20 protein-coding genes, 3 tRNA genes and 1 other RNA gene are annotated in these 25,001 nt (G+C 45.0%); 18 read left to right on the forward strand and 6 right to left on the reverse strand.

What is annotated here, in order from left to right; genetic code table 11:
* Positions 1 to 12: 12 nt before the first annotated feature.
* The 9 genes from dnaG to rnpB all read left to right on the forward strand — a co-directional run bounded on the left by dnaG (position 13) and on the right by rnpB (position 7,781).
* Positions 13 to 1,806 carry a DNA primase gene (gene dnaG, locus ACTQ50_RS08595; protein WP_441483855.1) on the forward strand — a complete coding sequence of 598 codons (1,794 nt, stop codon included), beginning with the start codon at positions 13 to 15 and terminating at the stop codon, positions 1,804 to 1,806.
* Positions 1,807 to 1,844: 38 nt separating this feature from the next.
* Positions 1,845 to 2,972, forward strand: coding sequence for an RNA polymerase sigma factor RpoD (rpoD, locus tag ACTQ50_RS08600; RefSeq protein WP_118578714.1), 1,128 nt, complete (start codon positions 1,845 to 1,847; stop codon positions 2,970 to 2,972).
* Positions 2,973 to 2,982: 10 nt separating this feature from the next.
* The gene (locus ACTQ50_RS08605) at positions 2,983 to 3,792 is read left to right on the forward strand and encodes a tRNA (adenine(22)-N(1))-methyltransferase (RefSeq protein WP_441483856.1); all 810 of its coding nucleotides are present in this window, start codon (positions 2,983 to 2,985) and stop codon (positions 3,790 to 3,792) included.
* Positions 3,782 to 4,564, forward strand: a complete 783-nt coding sequence (locus tag ACTQ50_RS08610) for a Nif3-like dinuclear metal center hexameric protein (RefSeq protein ID WP_441483857.1) — start codon at positions 3,782 to 3,784, stop codon at positions 4,562 to 4,564. The genes ACTQ50_RS08605 and ACTQ50_RS08610 overlap by 11 nt, the downstream gene beginning before the upstream one ends.
* A 137-nt stretch (positions 4,565 to 4,701) precedes the next feature.
* On the forward strand, positions 4,702 to 6,366 hold the full coding sequence (locus ACTQ50_RS08615) for a nucleoside kinase (protein WP_441483858.1): 1,665 nt from the start codon (positions 4,702 to 4,704) through the stop codon (positions 6,364 to 6,366).
* Between the two features lie 38 nt (positions 6,367 to 6,404).
* Positions 6,405 to 6,569, forward strand: coding sequence for a type IV pilin protein (locus ACTQ50_RS08620; RefSeq protein ID WP_441483859.1), 165 nt, complete (start codon positions 6,405 to 6,407; stop codon positions 6,567 to 6,569).
* An 11-nt stretch (positions 6,570 to 6,580) separates the two neighbouring features.
* Positions 6,581 to 7,093 (forward strand): hypothetical protein, encoded by a 513-nt coding sequence (locus ACTQ50_RS08625; RefSeq protein WP_441483860.1) that lies wholly within the window; start codon positions 6,581 to 6,583, stop codon positions 7,091 to 7,093.
* Between the two features lie 69 nt (positions 7,094 to 7,162).
* Positions 7,163 to 7,312, forward strand: coding sequence for a hypothetical protein (locus ACTQ50_RS08630; RefSeq protein ID WP_441483861.1), 150 nt, complete (start codon positions 7,163 to 7,165; stop codon positions 7,310 to 7,312).
* A 117-nt stretch (positions 7,313 to 7,429) separates the two neighbouring features.
* Positions 7,430 to 7,781, forward strand: an RNA gene (gene rnpB / locus ACTQ50_RS08635) — RNase P RNA component class A.
* 194 nt (positions 7,782 to 7,975) lie between these two features.
* Here the strand turns inward: rnpB and ACTQ50_RS08640 are convergent.
* The 3 genes from ACTQ50_RS08640 to ACTQ50_RS08650 all read right to left on the reverse strand — a co-directional run bounded on the left by ACTQ50_RS08640 (position 7,976) and on the right by ACTQ50_RS08650 (position 9,853).
* Positions 7,976 to 8,413 (reverse strand): aspartate carbamoyltransferase regulatory subunit, encoded by a 438-nt coding sequence (locus ACTQ50_RS08640; protein WP_118578704.1) that lies wholly within the window; start codon positions 8,411 to 8,413, stop codon positions 7,976 to 7,978.
* Positions 8,407 to 9,330 carry an aspartate carbamoyltransferase gene (gene pyrB, locus ACTQ50_RS08645; protein WP_441483862.1) on the reverse strand — a complete coding sequence of 308 codons (924 nt, stop codon included), beginning with the start codon at positions 9,328 to 9,330 and terminating at the stop codon, positions 8,407 to 8,409. The genes ACTQ50_RS08640 and pyrB overlap by 7 nt, the downstream gene beginning before the upstream one ends.
* 133 nt (positions 9,331 to 9,463) lie before the next feature.
* Positions 9,464 to 9,853 carry a putative ABC transporter permease gene (locus ACTQ50_RS08650; RefSeq protein WP_441483863.1) on the reverse strand — a complete coding sequence of 130 codons (390 nt, stop codon included), beginning with the start codon at positions 9,851 to 9,853 and terminating at the stop codon, positions 9,464 to 9,466.
* A gap of 201 nt (positions 9,854 to 10,054) precedes the next feature.
* Here ACTQ50_RS08650 and ACTQ50_RS08655 point away from each other — a divergent pair, with 201 nt between their 5' ends.
* The 9 genes from ACTQ50_RS08655 (at position 10,055) to ACTQ50_RS08695 (ending at position 24,149) form a co-directional block, all read left to right on the forward strand.
* Complete coding sequence (locus tag ACTQ50_RS08655) at positions 10,055 to 11,359, forward strand: bifunctional folylpolyglutamate synthase/dihydrofolate synthase (RefSeq protein WP_441483864.1); 1,305 nt, start codon at positions 10,055 to 10,057, stop codon at positions 11,357 to 11,359.
* Position 11,360: 1 nt separating this feature from the next.
* On the forward strand, positions 11,361 to 12,491 hold the full coding sequence (pheA, locus tag ACTQ50_RS08660; protein WP_441483865.1) for a prephenate dehydratase: 1,131 nt from the start codon (positions 11,361 to 11,363) through the stop codon (positions 12,489 to 12,491).
* A 223-nt stretch (positions 12,492 to 12,714) separates the two neighbouring features.
* Positions 12,715 to 14,022 carry an ATP-binding protein gene (locus tag ACTQ50_RS08665; protein ID WP_441483866.1) on the forward strand — a complete coding sequence of 436 codons (1,308 nt, stop codon included), beginning with the start codon at positions 12,715 to 12,717 and terminating at the stop codon, positions 14,020 to 14,022.
* A 91-nt stretch (positions 14,023 to 14,113) separates the two neighbouring features.
* Positions 14,114 to 15,649, forward strand: a complete 1,536-nt coding sequence (locus tag ACTQ50_RS08670) for a Ppx/GppA phosphatase family protein (protein ID WP_441483867.1) — start codon at positions 14,114 to 14,116, stop codon at positions 15,647 to 15,649.
* Between the two features lie 11 nt (positions 15,650 to 15,660).
* On the forward strand, positions 15,661 to 17,820 hold the full coding sequence (locus tag ACTQ50_RS08675; protein WP_441483868.1) for an RNA degradosome polyphosphate kinase: 2,160 nt from the start codon (positions 15,661 to 15,663) through the stop codon (positions 17,818 to 17,820).
* A 206-nt stretch (positions 17,821 to 18,026) separates the two neighbouring features.
* The gene (locus ACTQ50_RS08680; protein WP_441483869.1) at positions 18,027 to 18,416 is read left to right on the forward strand and encodes a type IV pilin protein; all 390 of its coding nucleotides are present in this window, start codon (positions 18,027 to 18,029) and stop codon (positions 18,414 to 18,416) included.
* A gap of 51 nt (positions 18,417 to 18,467) precedes the next feature.
* Complete coding sequence (locus ACTQ50_RS08685) at positions 18,468 to 18,800, forward strand: hypothetical protein (RefSeq protein WP_441483870.1); 333 nt, start codon at positions 18,468 to 18,470, stop codon at positions 18,798 to 18,800.
* Between the two features lie 116 nt (positions 18,801 to 18,916).
* Positions 18,917 to 19,309, forward strand: coding sequence for a hypothetical protein (locus ACTQ50_RS08690; protein WP_441483871.1), 393 nt, complete (start codon positions 18,917 to 18,919; stop codon positions 19,307 to 19,309).
* A 280-nt stretch (positions 19,310 to 19,589) separates the two neighbouring features.
* Positions 19,590 to 24,149, forward strand: a complete 4,560-nt coding sequence (locus ACTQ50_RS08695; RefSeq protein ID WP_441483872.1) for an Ig-like domain-containing protein — start codon at positions 19,590 to 19,592, stop codon at positions 24,147 to 24,149.
* 291 nt (positions 24,150 to 24,440) lie between these two features.
* On the opposite strand, the gene ACTQ50_RS08700 is transcribed toward ACTQ50_RS08695, so the two are convergent.
* From ACTQ50_RS08700 to ACTQ50_RS08710, 3 genes are all read right to left on the reverse strand, one after another.
* Positions 24,441 to 24,512: transfer RNA gene (locus ACTQ50_RS08700), tRNA-Glu, on the reverse strand.
* A gap of 48 nt (positions 24,513 to 24,560) precedes the next feature.
* Positions 24,561 to 24,632, reverse strand: a tRNA-Glu gene (locus ACTQ50_RS08705).
* Between the two features lie 49 nt (positions 24,633 to 24,681).
* Positions 24,682 to 24,753, reverse strand: a tRNA-Glu gene (locus tag ACTQ50_RS08710).
* Between the last annotated feature and the right edge of the window lie 248 nt (positions 24,754 to 25,001).

Raw genomic sequence — 25,001 nt, forward strand, 5'->3', positions numbered from 1 at the left:
AGGAGGATAAGCATGCGTTATTCCGACGATATCATTGAAGAAGTGCGAATGAAAAATGATATTGTAGACGTGATATCCCAGTATGTAAGACTGACCAGAAGAGGAAGCTCCTATTTTGGTCTGTGTCCTTTTCATAATGAGAAGACCCCTTCCTTTTCCGTAACGCCGTCCAAGCAGATGTATTACTGCTTCGGTTGCGGAGCTGGAGGAAATGTATACAATTTTGTAATGGAATATGAGAACTACTCTTTTGGAGAAGCCCTTTCCCATCTGGCAGAGCGCGCCGGGGTGGAGCTTCCCAAGATCGAATATTCCAAAGAAGCAAGGGCGAAGGCTGAGAAGCGTGCCACCCTGCTTGAAATCAATAAAAAAGCAGCCCAGTATTTTTACTACCAGCTGCGCCGCGACAATGGAAAAATCGCCCACGATTATCTCACTGGCAGAGGATTAAGCGAAGAGACCATCAAAAAATTCGGACTGGGCTATTCGGACAAGTACAGCGATGACCTGTACAAATATCTGAAATCCCAGAATTACAGTGATGAGCTTCTTCGGGAATCCGGACTGTTCAATGTGGATGAGCGCCAGGGCATGTATGACAAGTTCTGGAACCGTGTTATTTTTCCCATTATGGATGTGAATAACAGGGTGATCGGATTCGGAGGACGAGTCATGGGAGACGGGAAACCAAAGTACCTGAACTCGCCGGAGACTCAGATCTTTGATAAGAGCCGCAATCTTTACGGCCTGAATATTGCCAGAACGACCAGAAAGAATTACCTGATCCTTTGCGAAGGCTATATGGATGTGATCTCCATGCATCAGGCAGGATTTACCAATGCGGTGGCTTCCCTGGGAACAGCACTTACATCCGGACATGCCAGCCTGGTAAAGCGGTATACCCAGGAAGTGCTTCTTCTTTATGACAGTGATGAAGCTGGTGTAAAGGCAGCGCTAAGGGCAATCCCCATTTTAAGGGAGGCTGGGGTAAATTCCAGGGTCGTGAATCTGCGGCCCCACAAGGACCCGGATGAATTTATCAAGGCAGAGGGCGCCGAGGCATTTGAGAAAAGGCTGGAGGCAGCCACAGACAGCTTTATGTTCCGTGTGAGCATCGCCTCAGGGGAATTTCCCATGGACGAGCCACAGGGACAGAACCGGTTCTTCGAGCGGTGCGCCCAGTATCTGTTGGAGCTTTCCGATGAACTGGAGCGGAACCTTTACATTGAGGCAATCGTGAAGGAATACCGCAAATATGGAATCAGTGTAGAAGACCTTCGGAAAAGGGTGAACACCCTGGCAATGAAGGGGACACCCGCAGAGAAGCGGATCCAGCCGAAATCCGGCGATTCTCCTATGAAAAAAAGGGAGAGTGCTTCCGACAAATCCCAGAAGCTGATGCTTACCTGGCTTGTCACCTATCCGGGAATCTTTGACACAGTGGAGAAATATCTTTCCCCTTCTGATTTCGTCGTTCCCCTCTATAAAGAGGTGGCGGAAATGCTTTGGAAGCAACACGAAGAGGGAGATGTGAACCCGGCCAGACTTATGAATGCTTTTACAGACAGCGAGGAGCAGCGGGAAGTGGCGTCCCTGTTTAATGCCACCATCCACCTTGAGACAAAGGAGGAACAGCAGCGGGCATTTTCCGATGCGCTGATCCGGATCAAGCAGGAAAGCCTGGAAGAAAAAAATAAAAACTGGGATCCGACCGATATGGGTGCCTTACAGGAGCTTGTAAAGGCCAAGAAGGATCTGGAGGAGCTTGGAAGAAAAAGGCAGCAATTGCATATTTCTTTTGAATAAGGATAAAATATTAACACTATATGGAGGTTAGAGTACCTATGGAAATGAATATGGGCAAATTCAGTGAGAAACTGGTGGGACTTCTGGAGCTTGCAAAAAAGAAGAAAAACGTACTGGAATATCAGGAAATCAGTGATTATTTCAAAGACCAGCCACTGGATGCGGAACAGATGGACAAGATCTTCGATTTCCTTGAGGCAAGTGGGGTAGATGTGCTGCGTATCACAGAGAACAGTGCAGATGACCTTATGCTGGACGATGACATGGATATTGATGGTCTGGACGATGAGGAAGAAGTAGAACTGGATAAGATCGATCTTTCTGTTCCGGAAGGTGTGAGCATTGAGGATCCGGTTCGTATGTATCTGAAAGAAATCGGTAAAGTTCCGCTTCTTTCAGCAGAAGAAGAAATCGAGCTTGCAAAGAAAATGGAACAGGGCGACGAAAATGCCAAGAAGCGTCTGGCAGAAGCCAACCTTCGTCTTGTTGTCAGCATTGCAAAGCGTTATGTAGGACGTGGAATGCTTTTTCTGGATCTGATTCAGGAAGGCAACCTTGGTCTTATCAAGGCTGTTGAAAAATTTGATTACCGAAAAGGTTACAAGTTCAGTACCTATGCTACCTGGTGGATCCGTCAGGCTATCACAAGAGCCATTGCAGACCAGGCGCGTACCATCCGTATTCCGGTGCATATGGTTGAGACCATCAACAAGCTGATCCGCGTTTCCAGACAGTTACTCCAGGAGCTTGGGCGTGAACCTACCCCGGAGGAAATTGCAGAGGAGATGGACATGCCGGTTGACCGTGTACGTGAGATCCTGAAGATTTCCCAGGAGCCGGTTTCCCTGGAAACCCCGATCGGTGAGGAGGAGGACAGCCACCTTGGAGACTTTATCCAGGATGACAATGTTCCGGTTCCAGCTGATGCAGCAGCATTTACCCTTCTGAAAGAGCAACTGGTGGAGGTTCTGGGAACTCTTACTGAGAGAGAGCAGAAGGTTCTCCGTCTTCGTTTCGGACTTGACGACGGACGTGCAAGAACACTTGAGGAAGTTGGTAAGGAGTTTAACGTTACCAGAGAGCGTATCCGTCAGATCGAGGCAAAGGCGCTTCGTAAGCTTCGTCATCCAAGCCGCAGCCGCAAGCTGAAGGATTATCTGGATTAAGGAGAGGACTATGCAGTTATCCTTACGACTGTCTGCAATTGCAGATATGGTAACAGAAGGAAACCGGCTGGTAGATGTGGGATGTGATCATGGATATCTGCCGGTGTATCTGATACAGCAGAAAAAAATTCCATCCGCCATTGCGATGGATGTGCGGAAAGGTCCCCTTTCCAGGGCCCAGGAACATATCCGGCAGTATGGACTGGAGGAATACATACAGACCCGGCTCTCAGACGGACTTGAAGGCTTGAAAGCCGGAGAGGGTGACACCCTTGTGATCGCAGGTATGGGCGGTCCCCTTATGGAAAGGATTCTCACAGATGGCAGGTCTGTGAGAAATTCTTTCTCTGAGCTGATTTTACAGCCACAGTCCGACATTCCCCATTTTCGCAGATTTATCCAGTCTGAAGGCTGGGAGATCACAGAAGAGAAAATGGTGGAAGAGGATGGGAAATTTTATCCCATGATGCGGGTGGTGCCTGGGGAAAATGTTCACAGCAGTTTGCAACTTAACGCGGATTCTTTCAAAAAAAATATGTCTGTGAAAGCCGCTTTTTCTGAGAACCTGCATGCTGATGAAGGGGCAGAAATGCCGGAAAATCCAGCTGCTTACACCTTGGAGGAAGCCTTTGGCAAATATCTTCTTCAGGAAAAGAACCAGGTGCTTTTTCGTTATCTTCAGCGGGAATCCCGGATCCGCTCCCAGATTCTGGAACAATTGGAAGCGGCACCGAAGGCAGAGGCAGTTACTGCCCGCATTTTGGAAGTAAAGGAGGAGACGCAGCTGATCGCTGCTGCGCTGGCAGAATATGAAGGTTAAAGAACTGACAGACTGGCTGGGAGGAAATTTTCCTGCAGCAGTTGCAGAGGACTGGGATAATGTGGGACTTCTTACTGGAGATGACGAGAGTGAGGTAAAACATGTTTTTCTTGCCCTTGATCTTACCGAAGCGGTGTTAGACGAGGCTATCCAGGCTGGAGCAGACATGATCGTTACCCACCATCCTATGATCTTTTCCGGTATTAAGAAGATCAACAATCATAGCTTTACAGGACGGAAGATTATCAGTCTGGTGCGCCATGGAATATCTTATTATGCGATGCACACCAACTATGATATTCTGGGAATGGCAGATTTAAGTGCCGGATATCTGGAACTGTCAGATACGAAGGTACTTTGTGCTACCGGGGAAAAAGACGGGGAGCCCATTGGCTTTGGACGTGTGGGAAATCTGCCTTGTGAGATGACTTTAAAGGAGTACGCCCTTCTTGTAAAAAAAAACCTGAAGCTTTCAGATGTGAAAGTATACGGAAATCTGGAAAAGACTGTGAAAACGGCTGCCGTATGTACCGGCTCTGGTAAAAGCATGATCCAGGATGTGCTTGCAGCCGGGGCTGATGTATATGTGACAGGTGATATTGACCACCATACCGGAATTGACACCGTTGCCCAGGGGCTTGCGATCATTGACGCAGGTCATTACGGTACGGAATATATTTTTATGGAAGATATGAAGGAAAGACTGGCAAAAGCGTTTCCGGAGCTTACAGTCAGCTGCGCAAAGGTGAGAAGCCCGTATACTATACTATAAGGTGGAGACCTGGTGTGGATGGGCGAGATGACGTCCGTCCGGAGATAAAATGAGTTGTCAGACTAATATTGTCTGGTTTTGGAAAATGTGATTTATGTTTAGCCTAATTGATCTTTCGGATCAGAAAAGGAGATTTTATGGATCATGCAGTGAAACTTACAATCAATGGGGAAACCAGAGAGTTTCCCATGGGAATTACCTACAAAGAAGTTGTAAAAGAGTACGAAAAGACCAGCCCGGCTCCTGTTATTCTTGTAATTGCAGGAGGCAAGATCTGTGAGCTTCATAAAAAAGCAGAACGGGACGGTGAAGTCCGGCTGGTCACCACAAAAGACAGCATTGGAAATAAAACCTATAAGCGAACTGCATGTCTGGTGCTTTTAAAGGCAATTTACGATCTTGCAGGCAAAGAAAAAGTAGATAAAGTGGTGCTTCATTATTCTGTAGGAAGCGGTTTTTACTTTACCATGGCGGGAGAACAGAAGCTGGATCAGGCATTTCTTGACCAGGTAAAGAAGCGGATGACAGAGCTGGTGGAGCAGAAAATCCCGGTGAAGAAACGAAGTGTAGGAACGGATGAAGCAATTACACTTTTTCATCATCACAGAATGTATGATAAAGAGAAGCTGTTCCGCTATCGCAGGGTTTCCAAGGTGAATATTTACAGCATAGAGAATTTCGAGGACTATTTTTACGGGGCAATGGCTTACGATACCAGCTATGTGCCATATTTTGACCTGAAGCTGTATGATGAAGGCTTTGTGCTGATTCTGCCGGAGGCTAAGGCTCCGGATGTGCTTCCGGAATTCCAGCCCCAGGATAAGATTTTCCAGGTGCAGAAGGATTCTGAAGAGTGGGGCAGAAAGCTGGAAATCTCCACAGTAGGTGAACTGAATGACCAGATCGTTTCCCAGGGGATACAGAAGATACTTCTTATGCAGGAGGCAATCCAGGAGTCTGGAATTGCCAGAATTGCAGAGCAGATTGTGGAGGCCGGAAACAAGAAGTTTGTCATGATCGCTGGTCCGTCCTCCTCCGGCAAGACTACCTTTTCCCACAGGCTGTCCATTCAGCTGGCGGCACACGGAATGAAGCCACATCCCATTGCTGTTGACAATTATTTTGTAAACAGAGAGCATACCCCGCTGGATGAATTCGGGGAAAAGGATTACGAGTGTCTGGAAGCCATTGATGTGGAGCAGTTCAATAAAGATATGCTGGCACTTCTTAATGGAGAGAGAATAGAACTTCCGGTGTTCAACTTCAAGACCGGGCAGAGAGAATATAAAGGCGATTTTCTCCAGCTTGGAAAGGAAGACATCCTTGTTATTGAGGGAATCCACGGTCTGAATGACAAATTAAGCTATGCGCTTCCGAAGGAAAGCAAGTTCAAAATCTATATCAGTGCCCTCACCCAGCTGAACATTGATGAACACAACCGGATTCCTACCACAGACGGCAGGCTGATCCGCAGAATCGTCCGGGATGCAAGAACCAGAGGAACCTCAGCCAGCGAGACCATTGCAAGGTGGCCCTCTGTAAGACGTGGTGAGGAGAAAAATATTTTTCCATACCAGGAAGAAGCGGATGTTATGTTTAACTCGGCACTGATCTATGAACTGGCATGTCTGAAGGTATACGCAGAGCCTCTTCTCTTTGGAATTTCAAAAGAGGAGCCGGAATATCTGGAGGCAAACAGGCTGCTGAAATTTTTTGATTATTTTGTAGCTGTGCCAAGCGAGGAAGTGCCTAATAATTCCCTGTTAAGAGAATTTATAGGGGGAAGCTGTTTTAACACCTGATGATGCAGATGTGCTTGTAAGAAATTGAGGAGTATTTTATGAAAAAAAGTCGCAAAGGCTTTACATTGGCTGAGCTTTTGATCGTGGTTGCAATTATTGCGGTACTGGTGGCTGTTGCAATACCTGTTTTCGGAAGTCAGTTGGAAAAAGCAGGGAAGCAGCAGACCTTGCAAATGTACGCGCTGCTTATGCAGAAGTGCTGACTGAGGCAAACATGGGAATCTATGATAAAGAGGTTACTGTCGATCTGAAACAGAAACAGTATGACTGGCAGTCGGCGGATGTAATTACAATTGGGGGAATCAGCCATTCGGTAAAGGAAGGCAATACGGAGAACTGGATTGGAAAACCTGGAGCAGGTGGACAATGTAAGATTTCGTTTGACCAGGAAAAGGGAACCAAATTTGTGTGGAGCGGGGATGGGACTTCTGCGTCAAATAGCTATGACATGAGTGAGAATTTCTTTAAAACTATAGAAAACAGTGGCTGTCTGAGTGATGCGAAGATAAGTTCAAACAGTAATTTTGAAATTGATTCGAAAGCGAGTTTTTCAACTTTTGTCCCGAAAATTGAAAAAGTATTGGGCGAACAAAGTCTGCTGAAGAATGGTACATGGGCGTTTCTTGGAAATGGAAATTCAGACAAAGCATCTGAAAGATATTTGTTTTGGACTTCATTTGATACTAATAAGGTGGGAGCTGGTAAGACAATACCAATATTGATTTAAAGAGGAGATGGAAATTATTACGTCTCGAAATCTCAAACGGCCGAGAGAAAGAAAGGAGATGTAACATATGTGGCAATTTCCAATCACCTTTATAATAAATGGGGGTATGAAGGGGTTATTAAAGCCGGGGACGGTAAAGTGTATAGCTCTCTGTCAGAAGCCTATGCTGCATATGAGAAGGAACTTGAAAAGAAAGAGTATAAAGATTTACTCAAGTGATTATTTACAGGGTTACTGTTTACTCCGTTTACCGTAACCTTAACAGGTTCTATGACAGGGAGAAATGAGAAATAGTACTTTACATCTTAAAGCAATAATGTTAAAATAGCACTTGCGCAAGCAGGCCAGGTGATCGCGGCTGGACAGACGAAAGGGTTCAGACGAGGAAAGTCCGGGCTTCACAGGGCAGGATGCCGGATAACGTCCGGTGGAGGCGACTCCCAGACCAGTGCAACAGAAATAAACCGCCATGGCTTGCCATGGTAAGGGTGGAAAGGCAGTGTAAGAGACTACCGCCGTCCTGGTAACAGGCCGGGCACATGTAAACTCCATTCGAAGCAAGACCGAGCAGAAAGCGATACGGCGGCCCGTCGTGCTTTCAGGTAGGTCGCTTGAGCCTTTCGGCAACGGAAGGCCTAGACAGATGATCACTCAACGACATAACCCGGCTTATCGGTCTGCTTGCGTATTTAAGAATCGGATTGTATGATGCAATGTGATATTTAACCTGAGAAGGTTCAGTTCTGCTGGATTTTCCCAGGTTTTTTATGTGACAGGAAACTCCGCCGGAATTCTCTGTTACACAAAAAAGTGGAAGCTGTATTCAGCTTCCACAATAAAATATCAATATTGTTATAAAAAACAATGATTTAGAGAGATAACTTATTTGTTTCTGTGACCAGAGTATTTCTCCTCACAATATTTACATCTGTAAACCTCATTCTCCTCATCAGCCAGAACAAACACCTGATCCAGTCCCTGCTCGATAGAAGTGATACAGCGGGGATTCTTACATCTGATCACGTTTACAACCTGCTTCGGAAGACGAAGGTCTTTTTTCTCAACAATCTTCTCATCCTTAATGATATTTACGGTGATATTGTGATCAATGAAACCAAGGATATCCAGATCCAGATCTTCAATCGGGCACTCAACCTTGATGATGTCCTTTTTGCCCATCTTATTACTCTTTGCGTTCTTGATGATCGCAACGGTACAATCAAGCTTATCAAGCTTCAGGTCATGATAAATAGTCATAGCCTTGCCGGCTTTGATATGGTCTAATACGAAACCTTCACGAAGTGCTCCAACATTTAACATGGCAGTTCCACCTCCAATAATGTAAGAATCAGGGCCATACGCACATATACACCGTACTGGGCCTGTTTAAAGTATGCAGCTCTCGGATCGCTGTCCACTTCAACAGAAATTTCGTTAACACGAGGAAGCGGATGAAGAATGTACATGTCATCCTTTGCAAGGGAAAGCTTCTGCTTGTCCAGTATGTAGAAATCCTTCATACGAACATAATCTTCCTCATTGAAGAAACGCTCTTTCTGAACACGTGTCATGTAAAGAATGTCAAGCTCCGGAATTGCATCCTCCAGACGTTCTACTTCCATGAACTCGATGTTGTTCTTCTTCAGCACGTCCTCACGGATATAGCTTGGGATACGAAGCTCTTCCGGAGAGATCAGTACGAATTTTACATTGTTGTAGCGAACCAGCGCCTCGATCAGAGAGTGAACGGTACGTCCGAATTTCAGATCTCCGCACAGTCCGATGGTAATGTTGTCAAGACGTCCCTTTAAGGAACGGATGGTAAGTAAGTCTGTAAGAGTCTGGGTTGGATGCTGATGACCACCGTCACCGGCATTGATAACAGGAATATTAGAAACCATAGAAGCTACCAGCGGAGCACCTTCTTTGGGATGACGCATAGCACAGATATCTGCATAGCAGGAAACAACACGAATGGTATCGGCAACAGTTTCCCCTTTCGCTGCGGAACTGGAATCTGCAGATGAGAAACCAAGAACCTTACCGCCAAGGTTCATCATAGCAGCTTCAAAACTGAGACGGGTACGGGTACTTGGCTCATAGAAAAGTGTGGCAAGCCGTTTGTCGTCACAGGTATGTGCGTATTTTTTGGGGTTTTTCTCAATATCGCTGGCAAGATCCAGAAGCTTCTCGAGCTCCGGAACACTAAGGTCCAGCGGACTCATTAAGTGTCTCATGATATACCTCCGTTATGAGTGTGTGGTTTTGGGTTAGAGTGTTACGTTTCACGAAAACTCTTTCAAAAAGGTTCTTCTGTGAGTGGTAACGCAAAATCTCTTCGACCTATCATATACTACTTGGAATGATTTTTCAAGAAGATTTTGTGAGTATTTTTTCGAAAAACAATCCTGTGAGAAACCAGACCGGGAGATAGTCCAGACGGATGATTCCTTTGTACTGATGGGGCACTCCGGAATAGTCCCAGGGGCACATGTGAAAAGCCTGTAAAATAGAGCCACTGGTAAATTCTCCCAGGTAAAATCCGGCGGTGTAGAGGGAGCCGCGCAGGAGTGTGGGGAGATTTTTCAGCTTTTTGTATGCAGGCAGGATCAGGGCTGCGCAGCCGTAAATGGGGAACATAAGAAGGGAGGTGGTGCCTTTCATGGCTGGGTCTCCCCGAAGCAGGGAATGGAGCCCAGTCCAAAGAATTTCCAGGCACCAGCCTGTAAAACCGCAGAATAGAAATGGGTGTTTTTTCATATGCTCGGCCTCCTTTTGTAAAAAATATTTTTTATTCCGTCCATGTTAATTCTATAGTTAAAAATAACATTCCCATTCTTGCTTATTTTATTCTACAAGGGTATAATGGAGGAAATATGCAAGGCGTAGCATTGCATATTTCCGATAGGCAAAAAAACAATATTACCTTTTACAGATATTCGATAAACGAGGAGCACTATTATGAACTATCAGGAGTGTCGAGCCTACATCGACGATTCAGCCAAATATGGTTCCGTATTGGGACTGGATAATATGCGTGAAATGCTGGCGCGCCTTGGAAATCCACAGGATGCGCTTCCCTATGTGCACGTTGCCGGAACCAATGGAAAAGGCTCGGTAATCGCGTATTTATATACGACTCTTACAAGAGCTGGCTATAAAGTTGGCAGATACATATCTCCAACTCTCTATTCTTACAGAGAACGTCTGGAGATCGCCGGGGAGAAGATCTCCAGGGAAAAATTTGCCAGGCATGTGACGACAATTTCCCAGGCAATTGCCAGGATGACAGAAGCCGGGTTGAATCATCCCACCCCTTTTGAAATCGAAACTGCTGCAGCATTTTTATATTTTAAGGAAGAAAACTGTGATCTGGTCCTTCTGGAGACTGGAATGGGCGGCAATCTGGATGCCACCAACATTGTAAAAACTACCAAACTGGCCGTACTGGTTTCCATCAGTATGGATCATATGTCATTTCTTGGAAATACCCTTGGAGAAATTGCAGAGAAAAAAGCCGGGATCATCAAGCCAGGCTGTCATGTAGTGACCACAAAGCAGAAAGCGGAAGCAGCGCAGGTGATCCGAGATACCTGCAGCCAGCTTGAAGTGCCCTGTGTGGTATCCAATCCTGACGAGGCAGTTCTGGAAGCGGAGAGCGTATTTGGACAGAGATTTTCCTATAAAGGAGAAGAGTTTGAGATTTCCCTTGCAGGCGTTTACCAGAAGGAAAATGCAGTGCTGGCATTAAATGCATTGGAAGAGTTAGATGGGCTTGGCTGGCATACCACCATGGAACAGCGAAAGGACGGGCTTCTTCACACAAGCTGGCAGGGAAGATTTACGGTTATCTGTAAAGAACCTCTTTTTATTGTGGATGGAGCACACAACGCAGGTGCAGCGGACAAGATGGCAGAGTCCATCCAGCACTATTTTAAAGGGAAAAAACTGATCTACATTATGGGCGTTTTTGCGGATAAAGAGTACAACATTGTCCTTGAAAAAACGGCGCATTTTGCAGAGAAGATTTATACCATAGAGACGCCGGATAATCCACGGGCATTGCCGGCAGAGGAACTGGCGAAGGCTGCGCAGGTGTATAATTCCAGTGCAGAGAGTACTAAGAGTATTAAAGACGCTGTGGAGAAGGCTTTCGCATATGCAAAAGATGATGGAAACAGCGTGATCCTGGCGTTTGGCTCTCTTTCATTTATTGGAGAACTTACAAGCGCCGTGGAGAAAATACAGGAAACAGAGAGGAAATAATATGACAGATTTGCAGGAATGCAGGCGGAAGATAGACGAAATTGACAACCAGATGGTAGAGCTTTTCGAGAAACGAATGAAGGTCTGCGAGGAAGTAGCAGAGTATAAGATCCGCACTGGAAAGAAGGTGCTGGATCCGGAAAGGGAACATGCCAAGCTGGAAGAAATCCGGAAAAAAGCCCATGGAGAGTTCAATGAACTGGGAGCACAGGAGCTTTTTCAGCAGATCATGGCAATCAGCAGGAAACGCCAGTACCAGCTTCTTACCCAGCATGGTCCTAAGGAAGAAGAGGATTTCCAGATGGTAGACCAGCTTCCAAGAAACAATGTGACCGTTGTTTTTCAGGGAGTAGAGGGCGCTTACAGTTACGGAGCCATGCGCGCTTATTTCCAGGAGGATATTAAGAGCTACCATGTGAAGCTGTTCCGGGATGCCATGGAAGAAGTAGCAGCCGGAAGAGCCGATTATGCAGTTCTTCCTATTGAAAATTCCACAGCCGGAATTGTGGCAGACATTTATGACCTTCTTACCGAATATAATCTGTTTATTGTGGGAGAGCAGGTGCTGAAGGTGGAGCATGTACTGCTGGGTATGCCTGAGGCAGAGCTTTCCAACATATCCTGTGTCTATTCCCATCCACAGGGACTTGCCCAGTGCAAGGAATATCTGGAAGAGCATAGAAACTGGAAACAGGCAGCAGTAAGCAATACTGCAGCTGCAGCTAAGAAGGTCAGCGAGGAGCAGGATAAGACACACGCAGCTATCGCAAGCCGGGAAGCTGGAGAATTTTATAATCTGAAGGTTCTGGCAGAGAATATCTGCAAAAATGACAGCAACGTGACCCGGTTTATTATTCTGGCGAAAAAGCCGGTTTATGAGAATAACAGCTCCAAGATCAGCGTGTGCTTTGAGGCGCGCCATGAGAGTGGAACACTTTATAACGTGCTCTCCCATATGATCTACAATGGTCTGAACATGACCAAGATCGAGTCCCGCCCCATTGTTGGCAAGACCTGGGAATACCGTTTCTTTGTGGATTTTGAAGGAAATCTGCGGGACAGTGCGGTGAAAAATGCGCTTCGCGGCATGGAAGCGGAGACCAGTTATTTGAAAATTCTGGGCAATTATTAATTGCAGAAGATAATTCAAAGATACGGTTTCACTATGATTGTTAAAAAATAACCAAAGAATTTAAGAAGATTTTATCTGTTTTTAATATAAGAAAAGTAGAATGGAAAAACGGTTGCAAATACAGGAACTTATGAATCTGGACGCGTACCGGCAGGAAGGTTGCAAATAGTAGTCTGGAAAGTAGAAACATGTAAATGCACCATGGAATTGAGAGGAAACAAAAATGGCAAGAACAGAAGAATGTATCCTTTACCGTGATTTTGAAAACGGTGAGATACTGCATACAATGACATCACTGATGAACAGCTACGAGGCAGAAGAAGATCTGGGAAACCGTAAGGAAGAATTTTTCCATATGGTGGGCAGTCTGGTGGAAATGGCAGGCATGTACGGATTTTCCGGAAATTTGTGGCACACATATCTGACACAGCTTCTGGTTAATCACGAGAACGCATTCAGCACCGCTTCCGAGATCCGGGGAGCAGTGGAGGGCAGCATTAACCACCTGGCACTTCATGATTTCCAGATTTTCAAGGAACTCTATGACTTTGATCTTGCTGTTTTTGACCAGGCTTTCGGAACAGACTGTGCAGATTTTCTCTGCAGCTATGTGAATACAGGATGCAACAGCAAGGTATACAACCAGCGTATCTGTGACAGGATCTGCGATATGAGCAAAACACTGGCAGAGGCTGCTACTGTGGAAGAATTTATGGCAGACATGGTACAGTTCTATAAGGATTTCGGTGTAGGAAAGCTGGGACTGAACAAGGCATTCCGTATTGAGCATGGCAGGGATGGAAAGCCGGTGATCGCACCAATTACCAGAATTGCCCATGTAAATCTGGACGATCTGGTTGGATATGAGATCCCGAAGCAGAAGCTGATCGAGAATACAGAAGCCTTTGTAAGAGGAAGAAAAGCCAACAACTGTCTCCTTTTTGGTGATGCAGGAACTGGTAAATCCTCCAGTATCAAGGGGATCCTGAACCGCTACTATGATGAGGGACTTCGTATTATCGAGGTGTATAAGCATCAGTTCCAGGATCTGAATGATGTGATCGCACAGATCAAGAATCGGAACTACAAATTTATTCTTTATATGGATGATCTTTCCTTTGAGGAATTTGAAATCGAATATAAGTATCTGAAAGCAGTGATCGAAGGCGGTCTGGAGAAAAAGCCGGACAACATTCTGATCTACGCAACCAGCAACCGACGTCATCTTGTGCGGGAGAAATCCGGGGATAAGCTGGAGGTGGCAGACGACGAAGATCTGCATTCCTCCGATACCGTACAGGAGAAGCTTTCCCTGGTTTACCGTTTTGGTGTGCGCATCTATTTCGGTGCACCGAACAAGAAAGAATTCCAGAATATTGTAACTACGCTGGCTCAGCGCTATGGTGTTACAATGCCAACAGAAGAGCTTCTTATGAAGGCAAATGCCTGGGAGCTTTCCCACGGCGGCCTGACAGGAAGAACAGCGCAGCAGTTTATTGACCATATTCTGGGTACAAGTGAAGAGCAGTAAAAGCAAACATAAGAAAAGTTTTTGCCGGCAGAAAACAGAGACAGGTTCTGCAAAGCAAAGACGAAAAATCCTTGGCAGGAGGGAGAAACGTATGGCAGTGACCACATTTGCGGCGATTGATATCAGTTCCTATGAGATCACCATGAAAATTTTCGAATTTTCCAAAAAAGGCGGCTTTCGGACGGTAGACGATATCCGGTATCGGCTGAATCTTGGAGTTGGGGTATATTCCGGTGGAACCATGGAGGTAGACAAGGTGGATACCATCTGTGAGGTCCTGAATGATTTTAAGCGGATCATGGCAGAGTACGGGGTGAAGGAGTACCGCGCCTGCACTACCAGTGTGTTCCGTGAGATGAAGAATCCGATCATTATCATTGATCAGATTTACAGAAGAACCGGAGTTCATGTAGAAGTGTTAAGCAATGCAGAACAGCATTTCCTTGGCTATAAGTCCATTGCAGCCATTGAGAACGGCTTCAAGAAAATGATCCAGAAGGGAACAGCCATTCTGGACGTAGGAGGCGGAAACCTGCAGATCTCCCTGTTTGACAAGGATACGCTTGTTACTACCCAGAGCCTGAAAATGGGAAGCGTGCGTATCCGCCAGCGTTTGAAAGAGCTGGAGAAATCCAACACCAACTATGCACAGCTGGTAGAGGAATTTATCCGCAATGACCTGACAGGCTTTAAGCGCCTTTACCTGAAGGACCGGGACATTAAGAATGTGATTCTTATGGGAGATTTCCTTACAGAGACCATTTTCCGGGAAGAGAGACAGGATAATATTCTCACAAAAGCAGAGTTTGAGAAGCGCTATGAGAACACAGTCTATAAGACAGAGGAGTCTCTGGCAGAAGAGATGGACATTGATCCGGAGTATGCCACTCTCATTGTGCCGACTATGGTCATCTGTAAGGACTTTATGGATCTTTTCAATGCAGAGTCTTTGTGGATGCCGGGTGTATCTCTTCTTGACGGTATTGCCTATGACTTCGGGGAAAAGAAGAATTTTATCAAGAGTGCACACAATTTCGAAAATGATATTCTGGTGGCATCCAGGAACATTGCCAAACGTTATTCCACTGGAAAAGACCATATCAAGGGCACTACCGACCTGGCGCTGGCCATTTTTGACAGCATGAAGAAGGTTCACGGAATGGGAGACAGGGAGCGTCTGCTGCTCCAGATTGCTGTCCAGCTTCATGACTGTGGAAAATACATCAGCATGGGAGATGTGGCAGAGTGTTCTTACCAGATCATTATGGCCACGGAGATCATCGGACTTTCCACAGAAGAGCGCCAGATCATTGCAAATGCAGTGCGCTACAATACCACAGAATTTGTTTATTACAGCGAGATCGCAGGAGAGATCGGAATGGACCGTTCCGTATATCTGCTGATCGCCAAGCTGACCGCGATCCTTCGTATTGCAAACGCCATGGACCGCAGCCATTATCAGAAGGTAAAGAATATGAAGGCTGTGCTTAAGGACAGAACCCTGCTTCTCACCGTAGATTCTGAGCAGGATATTTCCCTGGAGCTTGGACTTCTTATGGATAAAGTTGAGTTTTTTGAAGAGGTATTTGGCATCCGTCTGGTATTCAGACGTAAGAGAAAAGTGTGAGGAGGGGCACAATGGATCTGAAAAATTTTGAAAAACCGGAGTATTTCGTGAACAGGGAGTTAAGCTGGCTGAAGTTTGACGACCGTGTTCTCTCAGAAGCAAGAGATAAAAGCCTGCCATTATTTGAAAGGCTGAAATTTACCAGCATTGTATCTTCCAACCTGGATGAGTTCTATATGGTCCGTGTGGCTTCTTTGAAGGATCAGGTGCACGCTGGCTATGAGAAAACAGATATTGCCGGAATGAGTCCTAAGGAGCAGCTAAAAGAGATCAGCGCCCAGACTCATGAGCTTGTCCGTTCCCAGTACAGCACCCTGAACCGCTCCCTTCTTCCGGCATTGGAGAAGGTTGGGCTGCATCTGGTGATGGAACATGAGAAATTAAACCAGGAGCAGCAGGAGTATGTGGACCGTTATTTTGAGGACAATGTTTATCCGGTGCTTACACCTATGGCAATGGATTCTTCCAGACCGTTCCCGCTGATCCGCAACAAGACCCTGAATATCGGTGCCCTGATTTCCAAGAAGGATAAGAAAAAGGGCAAAGATGTGCTGGTATTTGCCACTGTGCAGGTGCCGTCTGTACTGCCACGCGTCATTGTGATCCCATCTGAGAAAAAAGAGGACACCACAGTGATCCTTCTGGAGGAGATCATCGAGCGCAATATTGACAAGCTTTTCCTCGGCTACGATGTGGTTTGTGCCCATCCTTACCGTATTATGAGAAATGCGGACCTTTCTATTGATGAGGACGGTGCAGAGGATCTTCTGGTGGAGATCCAGAAGCAGCTGAAGAAGCGTCAGTGGGGCGAGGTGATTCGTCTGGAAGTGGAGGATAAGACCGATTCCAGACTACTTGGTATTCTGAAAAAAGAATTTGACATTAAGGAAGAGGATATTTTCTATATTAACGGACCGCTGGATTTGACCATGCTGATGAAGGTTTACGGACAGGATGGCTTTGACCAGTACAAAGAGCCGAAATATACACCTGCTGTGGTACCTGCATTTGCAGATACCAGCAAGGATATTTTCCAGGTGATCCGTGAGGGAGATGTGTTCCTTCATCATCCATATATGAGCTTTGACCCGGTTGTAAATTTTGTCCGCCAGGCGGCTAAGGATCCGGATGTACTGGCGATCAAGCAGACGCTGTACCGTGTCAGCGGAAACTCCCCGATCATTGCGGCGCTGGCCCAGGCTGCAGAGAACGGCAAACAGGTTTCTGTTCTGGTAGAGCTGAAGGCACGTTTTGATGAGGAACACAACATTGTATGGGCGAAAATGCTGGAAAAAGCAGGCTGCCATGTTATCTACGGCCTGGTTGGACTGAAGACACACAGTAAGATTACTCTGGTGGTCCGCCGGGAGGATACCGGAATCCGTCGTTATGTCCATCTGGCAACTGGTAACTATAATGATTCTACAGCCAAGCTGTATACAGACTGCGGTATTTTTACCTGCGACGAGCGTTTCGGAGAGGATGCCACAGCGGTATTTAATATGCTTTCCGGATATTCCGAACCGAAGAGCTGGAACCGTCTGATCGTGGCACCGATCTGGATGAAGGACCGCTTCCTGAAGCTGATCGAGAGAGAGGCAGAGCATGCCAAAAAGGGAATGCCGGCGCTGATCGTGGCGAAGATGAACTCCCTTTGCGATCCGAAGATCATTGCAGCCCTTTATCATGCATCCTCCTGCGGTGTGCAGATTTACCTGCTGATCCGTGGTATCTGCTGTCTGAGAGTGGGAATCCCGGGTGTGAGCGAGAATATCCATGTGCGTTCCATCGTAGGAAACTTCCTGGAGCACAGCCGTATCTTCTATTTTCATAATAACGGAAGCGATGAGATCTATATGGGCAGTGCGGACTGGATGCCTCGTAACCTGGACCGCCGTGTGGAGATCGTTTTCCCGGTTGAGGACGAGCAGATCAAGAATGAGATCAAGCATGTACTGGACCTGGAATTCCGCGACAATGTGAAGGCCCACCTTCTCCAGCCAGACGGAACCTACGAGAAGCAGGACAAGAGAGGCAAGCTTCTGATCAATTCCCAGATGGAATTCTGCAAGGAAGCCACTGAGAGGGCCAATGCTTTGAAACAAAAAGAAAAACACGAAAACTCCCGCGTTTTTATCCCCGCAGAACCGGCGGAGGATACGGAAGAATAAAGACTTGAACTGAATTAAGAAATAGTAGGAAAGCTGTTGCTTTACAGGCTACGCCTAGTGCGAAGTGCTGGTAAAACGACAGCTTTTTTGTGTAGATTTTAGGAAGTGCTTATGGTATTATTTACTATAGAAAACCCAGACGGCAGCTTGGATTTCGAAGCTGTTTTTGGGGGAAATCTCTTGAGATAAACGGGAAGTGAACAGCTATGAGAAAGAAATATAAAGGGAAAAATGGATTTACTTTAGCAGAATTGTTGATTGTTGTGGCAATTATTGCAGTTTTGGTTGCAATTTCTATTCCAATATTTACAACTCAGTTAGAAAAGGCCCGGGAAGCAACAGATCTTTCGGACGTAAGATCTGCTTACGCGGAAGTTATGACGGCGGCTATAACTGGAGATGGCAGCATTACATATAGTAAAGATTCTTCACAGGTTATACGTAAGGCTGATGGAAGATATTCTGTTATTGTTTCTCCGTTGCATCAGGAGATAGATGATTGGCAGAGTTCGGCAGAATTAAGCATTGGGGGGTGTCTTCTACGGATACCGCTCATTGGATTGGAAAACCAAAGGCAAAGGGCTCTTGTGAGGTAAGTTATAATCCGCAGACAGATTCTGTTACGTTAAACTGGAATGGAACCGGAAGTGGCAGTACCGGAGGAAGCAGCGGAGGTACCGGAACTGGAGGAAGCGGTACTGGCGGAGCAGGAACCGGAGGAAGCAATACTGGCGGAATCGGAACCGGAGGCGGCAGTACTGGCGGAGCGGGAACTGGCGGAAGCAGTACTGGAGGAACCGGAACTGGAGGAAGCAGCAACGGAGGAACCGAAACCGGAGGCGGTAGTACTGGAGGAACCGGAACTGGCGGAAGTAGTACCGGAGGAACCGAAACTGGAGGAGGTAGTACTGGAGGAACTGGAACTGGCGGAAGCAGCAGCGGAGGAACAGGAACCGGAGGCGGCAGTACTGATGAAATAGGGACTGGAGGAACCGATACAGGTGTATCGGGGGATGGCAGTTCATCTGATGGATTTGAATCAGGCGATAGTGATGGGGGAACAACGTTAACACCGGGTGAAATCTATGAGAAATTCGTGGAAGATGTTGTGGATATGCCGACGAGTGATGGTTGGTATAAACGAGGTCAATTATATAGATATAAAGGTCAGATATATATCTGCGAAGATCCTGGTCAGCATGATATTAAGGATAGTTTTAATCCTGAAAACAATGCAACTATGCAATTTCCTCCATTTCGAGAGGATATGATTAAGAATGCCTGGGATGACTCTAATTTAAAACCCGAATATAATAAGTTTACAAATATAAGGTATGGTCAGGTTTATCGGGATATAAAGGGAAATTATTTTATGTTTGTTGCAGGTGGTAAAGATTGGGATACTTGGTCAGATATTCCTGATAAGAGTGCATATGATGATGGAAATAAATGGCTTCCCATTCTTCCTGATAAACATAATCGAGATTGAGTACGTTCATGCCTTTGTCAGAAGAGCGAGGAATAATTTATAATTTGCAGAAAAATGCGGGCAGTGTAAACTGCTCGTATTTTTTTACGACGATAATAATTGTTATCATCAATTGCACTTCCGAAAGAATAAATTAGTGAAAATTTACAAAAACAACCTATTAAAATTGGATGAAAAGTGCACAGAATTTAATTGAAAATATAGATAAAATCCGTTAAAATTAGTTTATAATTGATTGCTGCACAGCAGTAGATCGAAAAAATAAACGGGAGGAATACACATGAAGAGAAAACGAATAGCACTGTTTATGGCGCTGGCTATGACCGTGACTTCACTTCCTGCAAACAGCCTGATGGTCAGTGCTGCGGAAGAAACAGACGGATTTATAGCTGGAGATGAAATCAGCGCGGAAGTGGAAAGCAGTGGGGACGCAGCTGACGGATTTGCAGTAGAAGAGGCTGCATCGGACGCGGGCGGGGCTGGAGCGGATGCTTTTGAAAGCGCAGATGCGGAAGATGGATTTACATCTGACGAGGGTGCTGCCGGAGCAGAGTCAGATTTCCAGGCAACGGAAGAACCGCAGGAAACAGAGAATCTGGTTTCACCAGAGAGCATAGATGTTAATTATAATACAGACCACTGGCCGAATGTAAAACTTTATGACCGTGTAGAACTTACGTCAGAGGCTTATTCTACAGATGGCTCGGCATTGACCTATCAGTGGTATGAAAGTGACTGGAACACGGGAAGTGAGGACATGGTTCCCATAGAAGGAGCAACCAGTTCTGTACTTGTAATCGAAAGTGCTGTGCAGTCTAGGAATTATTATTGTGTTACAACTGATACAGATGGGTTCTCACAATATGAGAATTATGGCGTTAGAGTAAAAACGATTGCCCTGGAAAACAGTGAAGATGAGGACTATCGTTATGAAGACGTATCTGTTAAGGCACATGGACAGGCAGTCCTGAACTCTGCGGCATATTCACTGCTTGGAAAAGATCTTAAGTATCAGTGGAAAAAGTGGAATGAAGAAAAATATGACTATGAAGAGATTGAGGGTGCTGACCAGTCTACATTTGTCTTGGATGATGTTACTGAGAGGGAAACTTATTGCTGCTTGACTTCTGATGACGGTTACGAATGTGGTGAGTATTTTTCCATAAGTGTAGATTCCGGGCTTAAGTATGAAGACGAGGATTATTCAAGTCATTTGGATGAAATAGAGGCTGGCGAAAGCAAAAACTTGAAAACTACTATAAGCGCCGATGAAGGAGTGGCTCTTAGTTATCAATGGTATCAATGGAAACCAAATGGCGAGACTGAGGAATGGGTTGAAATTTCCGGGGCAACAGGAGCCGAATTTACAACGGGAGCATTAAATAGCAGTGTTCGCTATAAATGTATTGTAGCAGATCCATATGGAAATGGTTTGGATGAGTATTTCGATATAAATGTGAAGAGCCTGCAAATTGAAGGAGAGACTGAGCAGAATATAAAAGTTGATTTAAATGCTACTGTGGAATTAAAGGTTTCTGCTTCTTCCAAATTGACAGATAAACTGACTTATCAGTGGTTCCGTAGAAATGAGGAAGGCGATGGGGAAGAAATCGAAGGGAACAAAGATAAAGCCAGCCTGAAGGTTGAAAATATAACGAAAAATGCAGAATATTATTGCCGTGTTTCTGATGGAAACGAAGAGCAGTATGTTATTTTTAATCTCAAGATAGATTCTGGGTTAAAAATTGATTATAGTGCTACCCAGACAGAATTTGATGTAGATTATGACGGATCTGTTACAATGGAAGTCATAGCTAAAGCAAAGCCAGGAGTTGAACTGACATATCAATGGTATGTATGTGATGATGAAGAGGATGAACAAATAATTCCAGGTGTGAATCAGAACAATTATACAATTGAGAATATAAAAGAAAATCAATCATATGCTTGCCGGGTAACAGATGGTTATGGAAATCGTTTCATTATTAGCTTTGAAATTCATGTACGCCGTATTTTTGTAGGCGCTACAGGAAGAAGACTAACAATTGATCCAGGTGAGGCATTGGAACTGTCAGTTTCCGCTACATCTGTAACAGGTGAAGCACTTAGTTATCAGTGGTATAAAGCAAATGAAGAAGGATCCTACAAACCGCTGGAAGGTGAAAATGCTGAAAAACTGGCAACGGGTAGTTTGTGGGGCGATGCAAACTATTATTGTCGCATTAAAGACAGCAAAAGTACTGAAGAAGTATGGTTCCATGTGGAAATTGATTCCTGTATTGTATTTAAGGAGACAGAAACTTATAAAGAAGGCAAAGTTGGCAGCAAGGTAGTGCTTGATGCGGAAGCTGTTTCGGAAACCGGAGTAAATCTGACCTATCAGTGGTATGTGGAAACCTGGAAATATGATGAGTTTGAGAATGAGTATTTTGAACTTGAGCCTATTCAAGGTGCTGCTTCTCCAACTTGTGAAGTTGAGGTACAGAATTCTGAAAAAACCTATCGGTGTAAGGTAACCGGTTCCAATGGAGCGACAGCGGAACAGCAGTTCACAGTAAGAAGGTCTTCTAGCCTTTCTGGAGGACAAACGAAGACGATGACTGTGAAATTAGGAGAAAACGTTAATTTAACGACTGACATTACTGGCGCACAAGGCGAAGAACTTACATATCAATGGTTCCGCGTTGTTGATGAAGATGAAAATGAATATGTATCTGTAAATGGCGCAAATACTGCATCTTATAAGGTCGAAAATGTAACAAAAGAGACGAGTTATTATTGTGAAGTATCTAATGGAAAGGACTGGAGGCAACAATATTTTTATATTAATCCAGAGAGCGGTTTCGTTATAGATACAGATGAGATCCAGCCTATTGTCGTAAAAACTGGTACTGAGAATGTTCAGCTGAAAGTATCCGCAAAGTCTAATTACGACTTAAGCTATGAATGGTATTTTAGGAATAATAACGATGAGGATGTATGGACTAGGATTACGGACGCAAATGGAAGTATTTATACAGTGAAACGCGTAGAAAAGCAGTCTGTATCTTATAGGTGCAAAGTATCGGATGGATATAATTCTGCTTATGTATGGTTCGATGTATATGGACAACCGGATATTAGTTTTAGCAGCATTAAAAATGTATGGGTACCAAAAGGCACAGCTGCAACTCTGTCTGCAAATGCAGTAGCAGGGGCAAATTGTAAGAAGATGACTTATAAGTGGTATCAGTTTACACCAAATGGAGATTCAATGTGGACAGAATTGGCAAATGGTGACAAGTCTTCTTATACCACAGACGCTATTAATGAGCTTCGAAGATATTGCTGTGATGTTGCAGATGATTATGGAAGTGTCTCAACAATTGAAATTGTGGTAGGTCCACAGGAATTAAAAGAAAAGACTGCTGCAGAGCCAGAGACAGCTATTACACTTACAGCAGGAAAAAGAACGAGAGTTTCCACTCAATTAGCAGGTATGTACAAATATTATAAATTTGTACCAGATCGTTCCGGTATCTGGCAGTTCCAGGCTATGAGCAGCATGTCAACCTATGCAAGCCTGTATGATGCCCAGATGAATGAACTGACCAGCAGTAATGTAGATGGCTATTATTACAGATCCTTTAATGTGCAGTATAGTCTGGAAAAAGGAAAAACCTACTATCTGAAATGTGGCCGTAATGACTCTTACAGCACAAAGTCCTTCCTGATGGAAGCAAGTTTTGTAAAAGAAGATGTCCACAAACATGTATGGAATGCAGGTACCGTGAAGACCGCAGCTACCTGTGCAAAAGCAGGTACAAAGGTCTACACCTGTACTGGATGCGGACAGACCAAGGAAGAAACAATTCCAGCAACTGGAAAACACAACATGGTAACCAAGATTGACAAAGCAGCAACCTGCGGAGCAGCAGGAAGCCAGCATAAAGAATGCAGTGTTTGCGGTAAGAAAGACGCAGCGACTGCAATCCCGGCAACTGGAAAGCACAGCTTTGGCGAGTACACCGTAACCAAGGCTCCGACCGTTCTGGCAGCAGGTGTGAAGACCAGAACCTGTAAGGTTTGTGGTAAGACAGAGACAGCAGTGGTAGCGAAACTGAATGGAACCATAAAAGTGGTATCTGCGAAAGTGCCGCTTCAGCTGAAGAAGAAAGTGGCCCTTGGCAAACTGGTAACCGGATTCACAACAGGTGATTCCATTAATGCAGCAGCCTGCACCAGCAGCAAGCCATCTATCGCAGTAATCAGCGGCGGAAATGTAGTAGCTAAGAAAGCTGGTACTACCGTGATCACTGTGAAGCTTGCCAGCGGTGCATCCGCACAGGTGACGGTAGTGGTTCAGAAGAAAGCAGTTGCAACCTCTTCTATCACTGTTCCATCTACTGTAAACCTGACAACAGGAGAGAAGCTGAAACTGACACCAGTAGTAAGCCCAGTCACCAGCTTAAACAAGGTAAGCTACACTTCAACCAATAAAAAGGTTGCCACAGTCACAAAAAATGGCGTGATCACAGCCAAGAAATCCGGAACAGCTACCATCAAGGTAAAATCTGGCAAGAAAACCAAGAATGTCAAGGTAAAAGTAGCCAAGAAAGCCCCAACCGGCATGACCGGCGTACCAGCCACCAAGACATTAAAGAAGGGCAAATCCTTCACCATCAAGGCGAAGCTTACCCCGTCCGGAGCAGAAGCAACCATCAAGTATAGCAGCTCCAATAAGAAGATTGCCACTGTAAACAGCAAAGGCAAAGTAACTGCAAAGAAAGCTGGAACCGTAACCATTACCGTGAAGGCTGGGAATATTACAAAGAAGTGCGTTGTAACAGTAAAGAAATAAAGCACATCTGCCGGAACAGTAAAATAATCAATTCTGGTAACGATGAAAATACTGAACAGCTGCCTCTTCTGGTGAAAAAGAACAGCAGAGCAGTAATAAAGCCAAAATAGCGCAGAATTAAGAAAAGAAGTCATAGACATATGAGCAGACGCGGAAATATGTTTATGGCTTCTTGTGCTTATACGAGCTATGAGCTAAATTCCCAAAGTATGTTTGGCTCATTATAAAATATTTTTGGATAGAGTTTATTTATATACAAAAAAACTTCCGAATCACTTCGGAAGTTTCTAGCAGCCAGTACGAGAATCGAACTCGTGTTTTCGCCGTGAGAGGGCGACGTCTTAACCCCTTGACCAACTGGCCATGTAAGCGGTATGCTTAACATACATATTCAATTTATAGAAAATAGAGCAGCCAGTACGAGAATCGAACTCGTGTTTTCGCCGTGAGAGGGCGACGTCTTAACCCCTTGACCAACTGGCCATGTAAGCGGTTCGCTTAACATATATATTCAATTTGCCGGAAAATAAAGCAGCCAGTACGAGAATCGAACTCGTGTTTTCGCCGTGAGAGGGCGACGTCTTAACCCCTTGACCAACTGGCCTTGTCAACCGACTTGCTTAGTATATCTTACTTTCCGGGAGAATGCAAGCACTTTTTTTATTTTTTTGCAAAAAATTTGAAAAACTTCGAAAAAAGCCAGGAAATATGTGGGTTTCCCATATTGAAAAATTTTGTACAAAATACAAAAGGGAAATTTTACTTGCAAAAATACCATAAACTGGGGTATGATATAGAACGAATGTTTGAACATAAGAAAGTGGAGAAAGCGGACGAGTATGTCCGCTTTTC

This window comes from Blautia sp. Sow4_E7, assembly GCF_052116245.1.
Classification (GTDB): Bacteria; Bacillota; Clostridia; order Lachnospirales; family Lachnospiraceae; genus Blautia_A.